Origin of the sequence: Citrobacter sp. Cy070, from assembly GCF_030332245.1 — a bacterium.
GTDB lineage: Bacteria > Pseudomonadota > Gammaproteobacteria > Enterobacterales > Enterobacteriaceae > Citrobacter > Citrobacter youngae.
Map to the genome: position 1 here is coordinate 1 of NZ_JAOWIG010000050.1, position 14629 is coordinate 14629.

The following is a 14629-nucleotide window of genomic DNA, read 5'->3' on the forward strand; positions in this document are numbered from 1 at the left end:
TATGCGCGAGGTTACCGACTGCGGCCTGAGTTTTTTAAGTGACGTAAAATCGTGTTGAGGCCAACGCCCATAATGCGGGCAGTTGCCCGGCATCCAACGCCATTCNTGGCCATATCAATGATTTTCTGGTGCGTACCGGGTTGAGAAGCGGTGTAAGTGAACTGCAGTTGCCATGTTTTACGGCAGTGAGAGCAGAGATAGCGCTGATGTCCGGCGGTGCTTTTGCCGTTACGCACCACCCCGTCAGTAGCTGAACAGGAGGGACAGCTGATAGAAACAGAAGCCACTGGAGCACCTCAAAAACACCATCATACACTAAATCAGTAAGTTGGCAGCATCACCCCTTTTTTAGCCAATATTGTTTGTGTATAGCTACTTAATAATAGACAAGATCCGGGGGGGTGACGGATAAACGACCGTTTTTAAGACAACATGAGGGGACTAGCTGGCAGCGTGAGAAATTGAATTACCGAGATGTTTGATATCTTCACCGAAGCCGCGCGCCGTATTACAGCCCGCCAGGAGGGTGCTGGTGAAAAGGATAAGCATTACAAGACCGAGAAGACGTTTCATCATTCCTGCCCTGGAAAAGTATGGCGCAGCAATCTGCGCCATAAGATCAAATGGAAGACTTATTTTACGCGAGAAACGTATTCGCCGGAGCGGGTATCCACTTTGATCACTTCGCCGATCTGTACGAACAGCGGAACTTTAACGACTGCGCCGGTAGACAGGGTAGCCGGTTTGCCGCCAGTACCAGCGGTATCGCCTTTCAGACCTGGGTCGGTTTCAACAACTTCCAGCTCAACGAAGTTCGGCGGAGTTACGGAGATCGGCTGACCGTTCCACAGGGTCACGATGCATTCAGCCTGGTCCAGCAGCCATTTAGCGTTATCGCCTACCGCTTTCTCGTCAGCAGCCAGCTGTTCGAAAGTGGTGTTATTCATAAAGTGCCAGAACTCACCGTCGCTATACAGGAAAGTCAGGTTCATGTCAGCTACGTCTGCGCCTTCAGCGGAGTCGGTAGACTTGAAGGTTTTCTCTACGCGAGTACCGGTCAGCAGGCGACGCAGCTTAACGCGCGCAAATGCCTGGCCTTTACCTGGTTTAACGAATTCGCTGGCTTCAACCGCATAAGGTTCGCCGTCCAACATGATTTTAAGACCAGCACGAAAATCGTTGCTATAGTACGTTGCCATAAGGCCCTCTGAAAATTGTTAACTGGTAGCTAAGCCACAAAATGGCGCATATTGTAACCCTAAATACCCCATCCAGAGAAGATTGGTTATCGCAACTTGCCGATGTTGTGACCGATCCTGATGAACTTCTGCATCTTTTGAATATAGACGCAGATGAAAAACTGTTGGCCGGACGCGATGCGAGACGGCTTTTCGCCCTGCGCGTTCCGCGTGCGTTTATTGCCCGCATGGAAAAAGGCAATCCAGACGATCCGCTTTTGCGTCAGGTACTTACTTCTCAGGAAGAGTTCGTTTCCGCACCAGGCTACTCGACCGATCCACTGGAAGAACAGCACAGCGTGGTTCCCGGTCTGCTGCATAAATATCGCAACCGGGCGCTGCTGTTGGTTAAAGGCGGTTGTGCGGTAAATTGTCGCTATTGCTTCCGCCGACACTTCCCGTATGCTGAAAACCAGGGCAATAAGCGCAACTGGCAGGTCGCCCTGGACTACATTAGCGCACATCCTGAGCTGGATGAGATTATCTTCTCCGGTGGCGATCCGTTAATGGCCAAAGACCATGAACTGGACTGGTTGCTCACGCAACTGGAAACCATCCCGCATATTAAGCGTCTGCGAATTCACAGCCGTTTGCCGATTGTTATCCCGGCGCGTATTACTGAAGGACTGGTCGAGCGTTTTGCACACTCTTCCCTGCAGATTCTGCTGGTCAATCACATTAATCACGCGAACGAAATTGATGAGACATTTCGTCAGGCAATGGCCAGCTTGCGTAAAGTGGGTGTCACATTGCTTAACCAAAGCGTCCTGCTGCGTGGCGTGAACGACAACGCACAAACGCTGGCAAACCTGAGCAATGCACTGTTTGATGCGGGCGTAATGCCCTATTACCTGCATGTACTGGATAAAGTGCAGGGAGCCGCTCACTTTATGGTGAGTGACGATGAGGCACGGAAAATCATGCGAGAGCTGCTGACGCTGATTTCAGGCTATATGGTCCCAAAACTGGCGCGCGAAATTGGCGGTGAGCCAAGTAAAACGCCGTTGGATTTGCAGTTACGCCAACAATAGTCATTATTGAGTGTCCGATTTCGGACACTCGACACGATTACTTATCATTTAAATTCCAACAAGTGGAGCCACACTTTTAATCTGTGCTATTTTAATTGGCGCTGTAAAATCATTCATTCGTAAATTTTATCAATAGTTTCAAATGCAGAACATCAATAAATATATGGTTAAGGAGAACCTTTGATGGCTATCAGTATTAAAGGTATTAATACCGGCGTTATTCGTCAGAAGAATGAATTTATTGCTTTGGCATTAAAGATAAAAGAACCAAGAAATAAAGAGTCGCTGTTTTTTCTTTCTCCGCTTGGGCTAAGAGACTTGTTTATTGCTCTGGAAAGCAAGCTATACGCCAAACATCAACTAAGCGAAGACGAGCGTGTGCAATATGAGAAAGAATGCGAGAAAGCCAGCAAAAAGATGCACGAAAATATTCCTTTAATTCAGGAGGATGAGTTAAAGAATGCGGATATTAACCGTCGCATAAATTCACTGACGTTAGTGGATGATAAAGGGGAGAACTTAGCATTTTCTCTGACGCTGCATGACGGGAAAACAGATGAATTACTGATTAATGAATTACAGATTCAGGTGTTGGCGCATGCAATTATTCATGCAATAAATAATGCTGGCATGCGGGATTTAGCGCTACGAATTACATCGCTGCTGGATTTTCTGCCGCTGTACGATGTGGATTGCCAGCAAAACGACAATCTGGAATACGATTTTTATACACAACCCGAATGGAAACATAACCTGTTTAATCATTATCTGGCGATTATTTACCGCTATACGGATGATAAAGGAAAAGCCCAGTACTGTGGTTCGGTAGTAAAAACTCGCGCTCTTTCCGGCAGCAAAGAGGCCGAAGCCATTACTCGCCGTCTGCTCGATTTCAGCCCACGGCTGAAAAAACTTGCCGGTGTACCGTGCCAGGTGTTTGTCAGAACGTTGACGGGTGATAAGACGCAAAAGCTCAATCAGGATCAGTGCCTGCGCGCGCTGCATCATTTACGCGTTCAGTCTGCGCATAAGACTCAGAATGCCTGATGGCGCTGCGCTTATCAGGCCTACGATTGCATGAGCCTGTCCAGGCCACTTTATTACACAAAATAATTCAATCTGCATCGCGGCGGCAAGCGAAGAAAATCCCCAGGAGCATAGATAACTATGTGACTGGGGTTTCACAGCGCAGCCAACAAAGAGGCTGGTTGAAGGATGAAGTGTAATCAGTTAGGGCACTTATAAACCTGCCCAATCATCTCACTGGCGGTAGGAACAAAGCTGGAGAGCATTCCCTGCGATGGGCTGCTGACGCCATAAATCACGTTACCGCCCATTGCCGCAGCCTGGTTACGCAGATCGTTTGCTGCGCCACGCATTGAGCCGCCCTCTTCGCCGTGCTGGCCAGAAAGCCAGTTGCTTTGCTTACCGGTTGCCGTGCCTATCAGTTGGCACTCTGCGCCAGGCTTGTCTTCGACAAAGCGTACGCTTTGCCCGGCTGAACTCAGTTCGTTGCTGGAGCTACAACCCGCCATCAGTAGCGCGGCACCAACGATCCCTGCTAAATATTTCACGTGCATGTCATTCCCCATAATCAATTAGTTGGACGTTATGTCCGTAGCTGAATCATATACTAAAAAGATGACCAAAAGAAAAACCCCCGGACATTTCTGCCCGGGGGTTTCTCAATTCTGGGAGATGAGCACCCAAATCATTCTGGTTGCAGGAAGGCGGTCAGTTTGTTAATCCCCAGGAGCTTACTCAAGTAAGTGACTGGGGTTAGCAAACGCAGCCAACGCATCTGCAGCCTGAAGGATGCAGGGTGTGGGCAATTACATCATGCCGCCCATTCCACCCATGCCGCCCATACCGGCAGCACCTAAGTCAGGCGCATCGCCTTTCGGCAGGTCGGTAACCATGCACTCGGTGGTGATCATCAGACCCGCAACAGAAGCCGCGTACTGCAGAGCAGAACGAGTTACTTTGGTTGGATCCAGGATACCCATGTCGATCATGTTGCCGTATTCTTCAGTTGCAGCGTTGTAACCGTAGTTACCGTCACCCGCTTTCACGGTGTTAGCCACTACAGACGGCTCTTCGCCGCAGTTCAGCACGATTTGACGCAGCGGGGATTCCATTGCGCGCAGCGCAACTTTGATACCCACGTTCTGGTCTTCGTTCTGGCCTTTCAGGCCGGCAATTTTGCTTGCTACACGGATCAGCGCAACACCACCACCAGCAACCACGCCTTCTTCTACCGCAGCACGGGTCGCGTGCAGGGCATCTTCAACGCGAGCTTTCTTCTCTTTCATTTCAACTTCAGTCGCAGCACCTACTTTGATAACTGCAACGCCGCCTGCCAGTTTCGCTACGCGCTCCTGCAATTTTTCACGGTCGTAGTCTGAAGTTGCTTCTTCGATCTGCTGACGAATCTGAGTCACGCGACCCTGGATTGCAGCTTCGTCACCCACGCCATCGATGATGGTGGTGGTGTCTTTGTTGATAACAACGCGTTTAGCCTGACCCAGATCTTCCAGAGTTGCTTTTTCCAGCTCCATACCGATCTCTTCAGAGATAACGGTACCACCGGTCAGGGTAGCGATATCCTGCAGCATCGCTTTACGACGGTCGCCGAAACCAGGTGCTTTAACCGCAGCCACTTTCACGATACCGCGCATGGTGTTAACAACCAGAGTTGCCAGCGCCTCGCCTTCAACATCTTCAGCGATGATCAGCAGCGGTTTGCCTGCTTTCGCAACGGCTTCCAGAACCGGCAGCATTTCGCGGATGTTGGAGATTTTCTTATCAGCCAGCAGGATGAACGGGCTTTCCAGTTCTACTGCGCCAGTTTCCGGCTTATTGATGAAGTAAGGAGACAGGTAGCCACGGTCGAACTGCATACCTTCAACTACGTCCAGTTCGTCCTGCAGACCGGTACCATCTTCAACGGTGATCACGCCTTCTTTACCGACTTTGTCCATCGCTTCAGCGATCAGTTTACCTACAGTTTCGTCGGAGTTAGCGGAGATGGTACCAACCTGAGCAATAGCTTTAGAGTCGGAGCACGGTACGGACAGTGCTTTCAGTTCTTCAACGGCAGCAGCGACAGCTTTGTCGATACCACGTTTCAGATCCATCGGGTTCATGCCCGCAGCAACAGCTTTCAGGCCTTCAGTGATGATGGACTGAGCCAGTACGGTTGCGGTGGTGGTACCGTCGCCTGCAGCGTCGTTCGCTTTAGAGGCAACTTCTTTCACCATCTGCGCACCCATGTTTTCGAACTTGTCTTCCAGTTCGATTTCACGTGCTACGGAAACACCATCTTTAGTGATGGTCGGTGCACCGAAAGATTTATCCAGAACTACGTTACGGCCTTTTGGACCGAGGGTAACTTTCACTGCATCTGCCAGTACATTCACGCCGCGCAGCATTTTCACACGAGCGTCGTTACCGAATTTTACGTCTTTAGCTGCCATTTTCTCTTTCCCTTAAATTCGTATGTTCAGTGTCGTTCGCGGATTAGGCTTCAACGATTGCCAGGATGTCGCTTTCGGACATGATCAACACTTCTTCATTGTCGATCTTCTCAGATTTAACACCGTAGCCATCGTTGAAAATGACGATATCGCCGACTTTCACGTCCAGCGGCTGTACAGAACCGTTGTCCAGGATGCGACCCTTACCGACAGCGATGATTTCGCCACGAGTTGATTTACCTGCAGCGGAACCGGTCAGTACGATGCCACCAGCAGATTTGGATTCAACTTCTTTACGTTTGACGATCACACGATCATGTAACGGACGAATACTCATTGATAGCTCTCCTTTGAGAAAGTCTTTATCAGTTATGGGTGACGCCGGCCCGTAAACGGTATCCCGGCTAGTGACCAGAGAGATGGGGATGGGCTTTTGTGCCTTCAAGGGGGCAAGCGAAAAAAAATTTTTATCAGCAGAAAATCCCGTCAAAACACCGACACGCCTCACATTTCATAACGATTTCAGCTACGTCGTCATAAGCAAATCCGATTGTGATACCATCGAAAATCTGCGCTGTAGCCCGGTACATGGGCATAACCGGATAACAACTTATGAGCGGATTAAAACAAGAGCTGGGACTGGCTCAAGGCGTTGGCCTGTTGTCGACATCATTGTTAGGTACAGGCGTTTTCGCCGTCCCCGCACTTGCCGCGCTGGTTGCTGGCAACAACAGCCTGTGGGCATGGCCGGTGCTGATCGTTTTAGTCTTTCCGGTGGCGATTGTCTTTGCCGTACTCGGTCGCCATTTTCCCAGCGCAGGCGGCGTGGCGCATTTTGTCGGCATGGCCTTTGGCTCACGGCTTGAGCGCGTTACCGGGTGGCTTTTTTTATCGGTAATTCCAGTGGGGTTACCTGCGGCGTTGCACATTGCCGCCGGATTCGGCCAGGCAATGTTTGGCTGGCATGGTTGGCAGCTTCTGTTAGCAGAGCTCGGCACGCTGGTATTGGTCTGGTACATCGGTTCGCGGGGTGCCAGCTCCAGCGCAAACCTGCAAACGGTGATTGCCGGACTGATCGTCGCGCTGATTGTCGCCATCTGGTGGGCTGGCGAGTTGAAACCGAGTGAGATCCCCTTTCCTGCCATCGACAAAATTGAGTTTCCCGGGCTTTTTGCCGCGCTGTCGGTGATGTTCTGGTGCTTTGTTGGCCTTGAAGCGTTCGCACACCTGGCCTCTGAATTCAAAAATCCGGAGCGGGATTTCCCACGCGCGCTGATGATAGGTCTGCTACTGGCCGGTTCCGTGTACTGGGCATGTACCGTCGTTGTACTTCATTTTGGTGCGTACGGAGAGCAGATGGCGGCGGCGGCATCGCTGCCTGAAATCGTCGTTCAACTGTTTGGCGTTCACGCCCTGTGGGTTGCCTGCATCATTGGTTATCTGGCCTGCTTTGCCAGCCTGAACATTTATATCCAAAGTTTCGCCCGTCTGGTGTGGTCGCAAGCACAATATAAACCTGAGAGCTGTCTGGCTCGTCTATCCCCTCGCCATCTTCCGGGCAATGCGCTAAACGCCGTATTGGGCTGCTGCGTCGTCAGTACATTGTGCATCTATATGCTGCAAATCAATCTCGACGCGTTAATCATCTACGCTAACGGCATCTTTATTATGATTTATCTGCTGTGCATGCTGGCGGGATGTCGATTACTGAAAGGACAATACCGCGCGCTGGCGGTTATTGGCGGTCTGCTGTGTCTGCTGCTGTTGGCGATGGTAGGCTGGAAGAGCCTGTATGCGCTGATTATGCTGGCAGGGCTGTGGCTGTTTTTACCGAGCCGGAAAATGGCTGAGGCCAAATAAGCAATAAGAAAGCCCGGTAGCACTTACCGGGCCTGCAGGGTCAGTCGCGACGATCGTCGTCTTTATGATCAAGACGGTTGCGCTCATCGTCCTTGCGCTGAAATTCACCATCAAAAGTCTCACCGCCACCGGTTCCGGCGCTAAAACCACCGCCTGGCATACGCGAAAAACGCAAATGTGGCAGCAGTTTCATCGTCAGATGTTTTTGCACCGGGGGTAATAAAAGAAGAAGACCGAGGAAATCGGTGAAAAAACCAGGTAGCACCAACAGCAGGCCAGCGATAATCAGCGATACGCTTTTGATCATTTCTGCAGCCGGACTTTCACCTGCCGCCATTTTCTGTTGCATCAGTAAAAAGTTCTTAAACCCCTGGTTACGAACCAGAGACATACCGATAACCGAGGTAAAAATAACCAAAATCAGGGTCATCAGGACACCCAGCACATGGGCAACCTGGATAAAAATAGATATCTCTATGTAAACGTAGAGAAAAATGGCAAGTAATGGTATCCAGCGCAAAGGGCTCTCCTGTTGAAAACAGTCGTTTTCACCAACAACTGCTCGAAAATTGTGTGACTTGCATCACTCTAATATTGGGGTGATTAGCAAAATTTCAAGCTGCTTGTACACTAATATTTGGTGTTAATCCTAAAGGGGTGATCTATTTCACAGAATAATAAATAAGGGGTAAATTCCACGCTTTAAGTGATCCAGATTACGGTAGAAATCCTGAACCAGCATATGATCTCGGGTATCAGACCGATGCAGGGGATAATCGTCGGTCGAGAAACAATCGAAATCACATATATCCTGTGTGTTTAGTCAAATCATTGGCAGCTTGAAAAAGAAGGTTCACATGTTAAACAACATTCGTATCGAAGAAGACTTGTTGGGTACCAGGGAAGTTCCAGCGGACGCTTACTATGGTGTCCACACTCTGAGAGCGATTGAAAACTTCTACATTAGCAACAACAAAATCAGTGACATTCCTGAATTTGTTCGCGGCATGGTAATGGTTAAAAAGGCAGCGGCACTGGCCAACAAAGAGCTGCAAACTATTCCTAAGAGCGTGGCAAATGCCATCATCGCGGCGTGTGATGAAGTCCTGAATAACGGAAAATGCATGGATCAGTTCCCGGTAGATGTTTACCAGGGTGGTGCGGGTACCTCCGTCAACATGAACACCAACGAAGTGCTGGCCAATATCGGTCTGGAACTGATGGGTCACCAGAAAGGTGAATATCAGTACCTGAACCCGAACGACCACGTCAACAAATGTCAGTCTACCAACGACGCTTACCCGACCGGTTTCCGTATCGCTGTTTACGCATCCATCATCAAACTGATTGATGCTCTGAACCAGCTGCGTGAAGGCTTCGAGCAAAAAGCTGTTGAATTCCAGGACATCCTGAAAATGGGTCGTACCCAACTGCAGGATGCTGTACCGATGACCCTCGGTCAGGAATTCCGTGCTTTCAGCGTACTGTTGAAAGAAGAAGTGAAAAACATTGGCCGTACCGCTGAGCTGCTGTTGGAGGTTAACCTCGGCGCAACTGCAATCGGTACGGGTCTGAACACACCGAAAGAGTACTCTCCGCTGGCAGTGCAAAAACTGGCTGAAGTGACCGGTTTCGCCTGCGTTCCTGCAGAAGACCTGATTGAAGCCACCTCCGACTGTGGCGCATACGTTATGGTGCACGGTGCACTGAAACGTCTGGCTGTGAAAATGTCCAAAATCTGTAACGACCTGCGTTTGCTCTCCTCTGGCCCACGTGCCGGCCTGAATGAGATCAACCTGCCGGAACTGCAGGCGGGCTCTTCCATCATGCCAGCAAAAGTGAACCCGGTTGTTCCAGAAGTTGTAAACCAGGTGTGCTTTAAAGTCATCGGTAACGACGTCACTGTTACCATGGCATCTGAAGCAGGTCAGCTGCAGCTGAACGTAATGGAACCTGTTATCGGCCAGGCAATGTTCGAATCTATCCACATTCTGAGCAATGCTTGCTACAACCTGCTGGAAAAATGCGTTAGCGGCATCACTGCTAACAAAGAAGTGTGTGAAGCATTCGTTTATAACTCCATCGGTATCGTCACCTACCTCAACCCGTTCATCGGTCACCACAACGGCGATATCGTCGGTAAAATTTGTGCCGAAACCGGTAAGAGCGTGCGTGAAGTTGTCCTGGAGCGCGGTCTGTTGACCGAGGCAGAACTGGACGATATCTTCTCTGCACAGAACCTGATGCACCCGGCTTATAAAGCAAAACGTTATACTGATGAAAGCGAACAGTAATCGTGTAGGGTAGTACCAGAGAGGGCACGTCATGATGACGTGCCTTTTTTCTTGCACCAAGTTACTTAAAAACAACAATTTAATATCAACTTGTTAAACAACAAGGAAGGCTAATATGATAGTTTTAGAACTTATCATCGTTTTGCTGGCAATCTTTTTGGGTGCCAGACTTGGGGGTATCGGTATTGGATTTGCAGGTGGGCTGGGTGTTCTGGTTCTCGCCGCTATTGGCGTAAAACCGGGTAATATTCCGTTCGATGTTATTTCCATTATCATGGCGGTTATCGCTGCTATCTCCGCCATGCAGATTGCCGGTGGTCTGGACTATCTGGTCCATCAAACTGAAAAACTGCTGCGTAAGAACCCGAAATACATCACAATCCTTGCACCGATCGTGACCTATTTCCTGACTATCTTTGCCGGTACCGGCAACATCTCTCTGGCAACGCTGCCAGTTATCGCTGAAGTCGCGAAGGAGCAAGGGATCAAACCTTGCCGTCCGCTCTCTACCGCAGTGGTTTCTGCACAGATTGCGATTACCGCATCACCTATCTCAGCGGCCGTGGTTTACATGTCTTCCGTCATGGAAGGTCATGGTATCAGCTACATTCACCTGCTGTCAGTGGTCATTCCGTCTACCCTGCTGGCCGTTCTGGTGATGTCCTTCCTGGTCACCGCACTGTTCAACTCCAAACTGTCTGACGACCCGATTTATCGTAAGCGTCTGGAAGAAGGTCTGGTTGAACTGCGCGGTGAAAGACAAGTTGAAATCAAAGCTGGCGCGAAAACCTCCGTTTGGTTGTTCCTGCTGGGCGTAGTTTGTGTTGTCGTTTACGCCATCGTCAACAGCCCAAGCCTTGGCCTGGTCGCTAAACCGCTGATGAACACCACCAATGCCATTCTGATCATCATGTTGAGCATCGCGACGCTGACGACAATCATCTGCCGCGTTGAAACTGACTCCATCCTGAACTCCAGCACCTTCAAAGCCGGTATGAGCGCCTGTATTTGTATCCTGGGTGTTGCATGGCTGGGTGATACCTTCGTATCTCACAACATTGACTGGATCAAAGATACTGCAGGTAGCGTAATTCAGGGTCATCCGTGGCTGCTGGCTGTCATCTTCTTCTTTGCTTCTGCTCTGCTGTATTCTCAGGCTGCAACGGCTAAAGCACTGATGCCGATGGCTCTGGCACTGAACGTTTCTCCACTGACCGCTGTAGCGTCTTTCGCTGCAGTTTCTGGCCTGTTCATTCTGCCTACCTACCCAACTCTGGTTGCGGCGGTTCAGATGGATGACACCGGTACTACCCGTATCGGTAAATTCGTCTTTAACCATCCGTTCTTCATCCCGGGTACTCTGGGTGTGGTTCTGGCTGTCTGCTTCGGCTTCTTGCTGGGTAGCTTCATGCTGTAAGTTTTACCTGCGGGGTGCTTAGGCATCCCGCAGTACCTCCCCGCCTCGCTTTAACTAACATCCTTCCCTCGTCCGTTGTATAGTTACCGTTCTCTTGCTGGTTACTCTGTTCTTTCGAGGTGTTTATGCTTGATGTTAAGAGTCAGGATATCTCCATCCCCGATACCGTTGTGGTGCTCTGTACCGCCCCGGATGAAGCAACCGCCCAGGATCTGGCTGCAAAAGTACTGGCAGAAAAACTGGCCGCCTGCGTGACGCTGCTGCCCGGTGCAACGTCTCTCTATTATTGGGAGGGTAAGCTGGAGCAGGAATATGAAGTCCAGATGATTTTAAAAACTACCGTCACGCATCAGCAAGCGCTTCTCGATTGCCTGAAGTCTCATCATCCATATCAAACCCCTGAACTTCTGGTTTTACCCGTCACTCACGGAGACTTTGATTACCGCTCATGGCTCAACGCATCCTTACGCTGATCCTGCTGCTATGCAGCACATCCACTTTTGCCGGATTATTTGATTCGCCTGGCCGCTCGCAGTTTGTCCCTGCCGACCGGGCATTTATTTTTGATTTTCAGCAAAACCAACATGACCTGAACTTCTCATGGCAGGTAAAAGACGGCTACTACCTGTACCGCAAACAGATAAGCATTACACCGTCTCAGGCTGATATTGCCGAGGTAAAGCTACCGCCAGGCGTCTGGCATGAAGATGAGTTTTACGGCAAAAGTGAAATTTACCGTAAGCAGTTGAACGTTCCGGTAACGATCAATCAGGCCGCATCTGGTGCAACGCTGACCGTTACTTACCAGGGCTGTGCCGATGCCGGATTTTGCTATCCGCCGGAAACCAAAACCGTTCCACTCAGTGAAGTCATGGCTCGTACAGATGCGACGCCTACACCAACGCCTGATACAGTCGCCCCGGAAAAACAATCACAGCCAGCCGCCCAACTCCCCTTTTCCGCACTGTGGGCATTGCTGATCGGGATTGGCATTGCCTTTACCCCCTGTGTATTGCCGATGTATCCACTGATTTCCGGGATCGTACTCGGCGGTAAACAACGCTTATCAACCGGGCGGGCTCTGCTGCTGACCTTTATCTACATACAGGGAATGGCGCTCACCTATACCGCGCTGGGTCTGGTCGTTGCGGCTGCCGGGCTACAGTTTCAGGCCGCGCTACAGCATCCCTATGTATTGATTGGGCTTGCCATTGTCTTTACGCTGCTGGCTCTGTCGATGTTTGGCCTGTTCACGCTGCAGCTCCCTTCATCGCTGCAGACGCGTCTCACATTGATGAGTAACCGCCAGCAAGGCGGCTCTCCTGGTAGCGTCTTTGCGATGGGGGCGATTTCCGGCCTCATCTGTTCCCCTTGCACCACAGCCCCGCTAAGCGCGATTTTGCTGTATATCGCTCAGAGCGGGAACATGTGGCTGGGAGGCGGCACGCTGTATCTGTACGCACTGGGGATGGGATTACCCCTGATGCTGATTACCGTATTTGGTAACCGCCTGCTGCCTAAAAGTGGCCCATGGATGGAACATGTCAAAACCGCTTTTGGTTTCGTCATCCTTGCGCTTCCCGTCTTTTTACTCGAACGCATTATTGGCGACGAATGGGGCATTCGCTTATGGTCACTGTTAGGCGTCGCGTTCTTTGGCTGGGCGTTCATCACCAGCCTGCAGGCAAAGCACGCCTGGATGCGTATCGTGCAGATTGTCCTGTTAGCCGCAGCACTGGTATGCGTGCGTCCACTGCAAGACTGGGCGTTCGGCGCGCCGCATACTCAAACCCAGGCACACCTTAACTTCACGCCGGTGGCATCGGTAGATGCGTTAAATCAAGCGCTGGAGCAAGCTAAAGGCAGGCCAGTCATGCTGGATCTGTATGCCGACTGGTGTGTAGCCTGTAAGGAATTTGAAAAGTACACGTTCAGTAATCCGCAGGTTCAGCAAGCGCTAGGCAACACGGTGCTGTTGCAAGCTGATGTGACAGCAAACAATGCCCAGGATGTCGCTCTGCTGAAACACCTACAGGTTTTAGGTTTGCCGACTATCTTGTTCTTTGATGCCGAGGGAAAAGAGCATCCGGAGGCCCGGGTAACGGGTTTTATGGATGCCGCGACCTTCAGCGCACATTTGCGCGATCGCCAACCGTGAGCGACACTTGCAACAGGAAATACGGAGGAGAATACCGTGCAACGTGAAGATGTCCTGGGAGAAGCCCTGAAATTACTTGAGGTTCAAGGGATAGCCAATACCACACTGGAAATGGTGGCAGAGCATGTCAATTATCCACTTGATGAACTGCAACGCTTCTGGCCTGATAAAGAGGCCATTCTGTACGATGCCTTGCGTTACCTCAGTCAACGGGTGGATATCTGGCGGCGTCAGCTTTTGCTGGATGACACGCTGAGCGCTGAGCAGAAACTACTGGCACGCTATAACGCGCTGTCCGAATGCGTGAGTAATAATCGCTATCCAGGCTGCCTGTTCATCGCTGCCTGCACGTTTTACCCCGATCCAGGCCATCCTGTCCATCAGTTGGCCGATCAACAGAAAAAGGCTGCACATGACTTCACCCATGAGCTGCTGACGACGCTGGAAGTTGATGACCCGGCAATGGTCGCCAAACAGATGGAACTGGTGCTGGAGGGCTGCCTGAGTCGCATGCTGGTTAATCGCAGCCATGCTGATGTAGAAACAGCACATCGTCTGGCCGAAGATATCCTGCGTTTTGCTCAGTGTCGTATGGGTGGGGCGCTGACCTAAGCGCACAATGCTTATTGGAGAGCGCGAGACTGGGGCACCTCCCTATTTTGTTCAATCTTCAGGCACAAATGCGTAGATTGCCGCAATATTAAGCGGTTGAACGGTTTTCCCCGAAATTTAATTGACTGACCGACGTGAATACGGTTTAATGCGCCCCGTTGCCCGGATAGCTCAGTCGGTAGAGCAGGGGATTGAAAATCCCCGTGTCCTTGGTTCGATTCCGAGTCCGGGCACCACTATTTAGAAGAACCAGCCTACGGGCTGGTTTTTTGCTTTTGTGGTTCTGATACTTTCCAATCGCTCATCCCTCAATATCCATACAGCACACCCCCTCACAAAATCCGCACGAACGATTAGCCGTACCCGTGTTCAAGCAGACATCTGGATTCTATAAGAAGATGGGATTTAGCGTGACGGGACGGACGGAAGTGGACGATCTCGGACGACCGTACCCGTTACTCAGCCTCGTACACGGGTAGCCGTACTTATTGCCTGATGCGCTGCGCTTATCAGGCCTACAACAGCCTGGTTATCCGGAAATAC

At 50.7% G+C, this 14629-nt stretch carries 14 protein-coding genes, 1 tRNA gene and 2 pseudogenes; 10 read left to right on the forward strand and 7 right to left on the reverse strand.

Features of this window, described 5'->3' with window-relative positions:
* From OGY19_RS06100 to efp, 3 genes and pseudogenes are all read right to left on the reverse strand, one after another.
* A pseudogene (locus tag OGY19_RS06100) lies at positions 1–287 on the reverse strand (IS1-like element transposase); the annotation flags it as partial.
* A 154-nt stretch (positions 288–441) separates the two neighbouring features.
* Entirely contained in the window at positions 442–576 is a 135-nt protein-coding gene (gene ecnA / locus OGY19_RS06105) for a lipoprotein antitoxin entericidin A (RefSeq protein WP_040232999.1), read from the reverse strand.
* A 56-nt stretch (positions 577–632) separates the two neighbouring features.
* A complete protein-coding gene (gene efp / locus OGY19_RS06110) occupies positions 633–1199 on the reverse strand; it encodes an elongation factor P (protein WP_003025478.1) in 567 nt (188 codons plus the stop codon).
* A gap of 41 nt (positions 1200–1240) precedes the next feature.
* Between efp and epmB the strand changes: the two genes are divergently transcribed.
* Together epmB and yjeJ are read left to right on the forward strand one after the other, a co-directional pair.
* A complete protein-coding gene (gene epmB, locus OGY19_RS06115; RefSeq protein ID WP_061067087.1) occupies positions 1241–2269 on the forward strand; it encodes an EF-P beta-lysylation protein EpmB in 1029 nt (342 codons plus the stop codon).
* A 183-nt stretch (positions 2270–2452) separates the two neighbouring features.
* A complete protein-coding gene (yjeJ, locus tag OGY19_RS06120; protein WP_115601117.1) occupies positions 2453–3316 on the forward strand; it encodes a YjeJ family protein in 864 nt (287 codons plus the stop codon).
* Positions 3317–3495: 179 nt separating this feature from the next.
* On the opposite strand, the gene OGY19_RS06125 is transcribed toward yjeJ, so the two are convergent.
* The 3 genes from OGY19_RS06125 to OGY19_RS06135 form a co-directional block, all read right to left on the reverse strand.
* Positions 3496–3849 carry a DUF4156 domain-containing protein gene (locus OGY19_RS06125; RefSeq protein ID WP_003025468.1) on the reverse strand — a complete coding sequence of 118 codons (354 nt, stop codon included), beginning with the start codon at positions 3847–3849 and terminating at the stop codon, positions 3496–3498.
* A gap of 252 nt (positions 3850–4101) precedes the next feature.
* Positions 4102–5745: a chaperonin GroEL gene (gene groL / locus OGY19_RS06130; RefSeq protein WP_003830576.1), complete on the reverse strand. Its 1644-nt coding sequence runs from the start codon at positions 5743–5745 to the stop codon at positions 4102–4104.
* 43 nt (positions 5746–5788) lie between these two features.
* Positions 5789–6082: a co-chaperone GroES gene (locus OGY19_RS06135; RefSeq protein WP_005120976.1), complete on the reverse strand. Its 294-nt coding sequence runs from the start codon at positions 6080–6082 to the stop codon at positions 5789–5791.
* Between the two features lie 275 nt (positions 6083–6357).
* Between OGY19_RS06135 and yjeH the strand changes: the two genes are divergently transcribed.
* Complete coding sequence (yjeH, locus tag OGY19_RS06140; RefSeq protein ID WP_048212917.1) at positions 6358–7605, forward strand: L-methionine/branched-chain amino acid transporter; 1248 nt, start codon at positions 6358–6360, stop codon at positions 7603–7605.
* A 40-nt stretch (positions 7606–7645) separates the two neighbouring features.
* Here yjeH and OGY19_RS06145 read toward each other — a convergent pair whose 3' ends face one another.
* Positions 7646–8125, reverse strand: a complete 480-nt coding sequence (locus OGY19_RS06145) for an FxsA family protein (RefSeq protein WP_048212918.1) — start codon at positions 8123–8125, stop codon at positions 7646–7648.
* A 337-nt stretch (positions 8126–8462) separates the two neighbouring features.
* Here OGY19_RS06145 and aspA point away from each other — a divergent pair, with 337 nt between their 5' ends.
* The 7 genes and pseudogenes from aspA to OGY19_RS06180 all read left to right on the forward strand — a co-directional run.
* Positions 8463–9899 carry an aspartate ammonia-lyase gene (aspA, locus tag OGY19_RS06150; protein ID WP_048212919.1) on the forward strand — a complete coding sequence of 479 codons (1437 nt, stop codon included), beginning with the start codon at positions 8463–8465 and terminating at the stop codon, positions 9897–9899.
* Between the two features lie 115 nt (positions 9900–10014).
* Positions 10015–11316 (forward strand): anaerobic C4-dicarboxylate transporter DcuA, encoded by a 1302-nt coding sequence (gene dcuA, locus OGY19_RS06155; RefSeq protein WP_003830670.1) that lies wholly within the window; start codon positions 10015–10017, stop codon positions 11314–11316.
* Positions 11317–11441: 125 nt separating this feature from the next.
* Entirely contained in the window at positions 11442–11789 is a 348-nt protein-coding gene (gene cutA, locus OGY19_RS06160; protein ID WP_003025447.1) for a divalent cation tolerance protein CutA, read from the forward strand.
* Positions 11765–13474: a protein-disulfide reductase DsbD gene (locus OGY19_RS06165; RefSeq protein WP_115601118.1), complete on the forward strand. Its 1710-nt coding sequence runs from the start codon at positions 11765–11767 to the stop codon at positions 13472–13474. The genes cutA and OGY19_RS06165 overlap by 25 nt, the downstream gene beginning before the upstream one ends.
* A 36-nt stretch (positions 13475–13510) precedes the next feature.
* Positions 13511–14086 (forward strand): transcriptional regulator, encoded by a 576-nt coding sequence (locus OGY19_RS06170; RefSeq protein WP_101743244.1) that lies wholly within the window; start codon positions 13511–13513, stop codon positions 14084–14086.
* Positions 14087–14246: 160 nt separating this feature from the next.
* A tRNA-Phe gene (locus tag OGY19_RS06175) sits at positions 14247–14322 on the forward strand.
* Positions 14323–14460: 138 nt separating this feature from the next.
* Positions 14461–14565: pseudogene (locus OGY19_RS06180) on the forward strand (acetyltransferase); the annotation flags it as partial.
* Between the last annotated feature and the right edge of the window lie 64 nt (positions 14566–14629).

Bases quoted from the DNA above. Each gene is read 5' to 3' on its own strand.
- ecnA (WP_040232999.1), bottom strand. From the start codon at position 576: ATGATGAAACGTCTTCTCGGTCTTGTAATGCTTATCCTTTTCACCAGC.
- efp (WP_003025478.1), bottom strand. From the start codon at position 1,199: ATGGCAACGTACTATAGCAACGATTTTCGTGCTGGTCTTAAAATCATG.
- epmB (WP_061067087.1), top strand. From the start codon at position 1,241: ATGGCGCATATTGTAACCCTAAATACCCCATCCAGAGAAGATTGGTTA.
- yjeJ (WP_115601117.1), top strand. From the start codon at position 2,453: ATGGCTATCAGTATTAAAGGTATTAATACCGGCGTTATTCGTCAGAAG.
- OGY19_RS06125 (WP_003025468.1), bottom strand. From the start codon at position 3,849: ATGCACGTGAAATATTTAGCAGGGATCGTTGGTGCCGCGCTACTGATG.
- groL (WP_003830576.1), bottom strand. From the start codon at position 5,745: ATGGCAGCTAAAGACGTAAAATTCGGTAACGACGCTCGTGTGAAAATG.
- OGY19_RS06135 (WP_005120976.1), bottom strand. From the start codon at position 6,082: ATGAGTATTCGTCCGTTACATGATCGTGTGATCGTCAAACGTAAAGAA.
- yjeH (WP_048212917.1), top strand. From the start codon at position 6,358: ATGAGCGGATTAAAACAAGAGCTGGGACTGGCTCAAGGCGTTGGCCTG.
- aspA (WP_048212919.1), top strand. From the start codon at position 8,463: ATGTTAAACAACATTCGTATCGAAGAAGACTTGTTGGGTACCAGGGAA.
- dcuA (WP_003830670.1), top strand. From the start codon at position 10,015: ATGATAGTTTTAGAACTTATCATCGTTTTGCTGGCAATCTTTTTGGGT.
- cutA (WP_003025447.1), top strand. From the start codon at position 11,442: ATGCTTGATGTTAAGAGTCAGGATATCTCCATCCCCGATACCGTTGTG.
- OGY19_RS06165 (WP_115601118.1), top strand. From the start codon at position 11,765: ATGGCTCAACGCATCCTTACGCTGATCCTGCTGCTATGCAGCACATCC.